General features: G+C 59.4%; 1 protein-coding gene. It reads right to left on the bottom strand.

Going from position 1 to position 1010, the window contains the following annotated elements:
* The coding region (gene repC, locus EN750_RS36120) for a plasmid replication protein RepC (RefSeq protein ID WP_127399403.1) at positions 1–1008 on the bottom strand (1008 nt) is incomplete at its 3' end.
* Positions 1009–1010: the final 2 nt, after the last annotated feature.

Here is a 1010-nt window from a genome sequence, read left to right as displayed (position 1 = left end):
CTCATACGCTGACGGCGAAACGCCCAGATATCCCCTCACCTGGGCGGCGGTTATCATAAGATCGCGCCAATTGCCGATCCCGTCGACGGCATAATCCGCAATTTCGGGGCAGGCCTTTAGCACCATCCCCAGCGGGTATGTTTTCGGCGCCTCTGCGGTCCTCGTCCTGGGCTCGGCCGTCGACCCGCTTTTCTCTAAAGCAGGTTCAAATTCAAAAATAGAGTCGGTATTTGAATCAGATTGCTGCCGCTCGTTTTGAGAGTCATTGCCGCTCGGATTCGTAGATTTCATATGAATTTCCAGCAGCTTATCCACATCCTCACGCAAGGCGGCCAGATCAGCGACGATGGGCTCGAGCTCGGCAATGCAAGCTCGGCGAGGAATTGCCTCCACAACGCCGCGGAAGCGCTTCCACAGGCCTCCCCAGTCGCCAGGGACGTCTTCATCAAGGGCCGCCTCTATCAGCTTATGGATGTCACGGCGGTGCAAGGTGATCCGCTCGCGCATAAGCCTGAGCGCCCTGTTGTCGGCGCGAACACGCTCGGCCGCCGCCTGGAATTCGTAAGCACGGGCCAGCAGCGGCGCCAGGGAGAAGCCAAATGCTTCCTCGATCTCCCCTCCCCTGCCCTTGCGGGCGTAACGCTTGCCGTTCGGGCTATCCCGACGGGTGATCAGCCCGCAGTCAACAAGAGCCGCCAGGTGCCGCCGGAGCGTGGCATCAGGCATCCCGTGCGCCCTCAGCGACAGCTGAGCGTTTGAGGGAAAGACGATGAGATCGTTCTCCTCACTCAACTCACTGTCAGGATAGAAAGATAACAACGCATTCAGGACGGCCAGAGCACGATCGCCGATGCCGACGATGCTCTTGCCTTCGCAGAGGTTGCGGTAGATCTGCCACTTGTCGACGACCCTGCCCTTGGGGATTCCACGTGAATCGTTTTGCGCTGCCAACATGGCAAGCGACATCGGCCGCCGCCCAAAGGGCGTCGTTGCAATACCCGTCTCCATTT

Source organism: Mesorhizobium sp. M7A.F.Ca.ET.027.03.2.1 (genome assembly GCF_003999175.1).
Lineage (GTDB): Bacteria > Pseudomonadota > Alphaproteobacteria > Rhizobiales > Rhizobiaceae > Mesorhizobium.
Note: the sequence above shows the minus strand (reverse complement) of the source record. Positions and strands in the feature narration are given on the sequence as shown.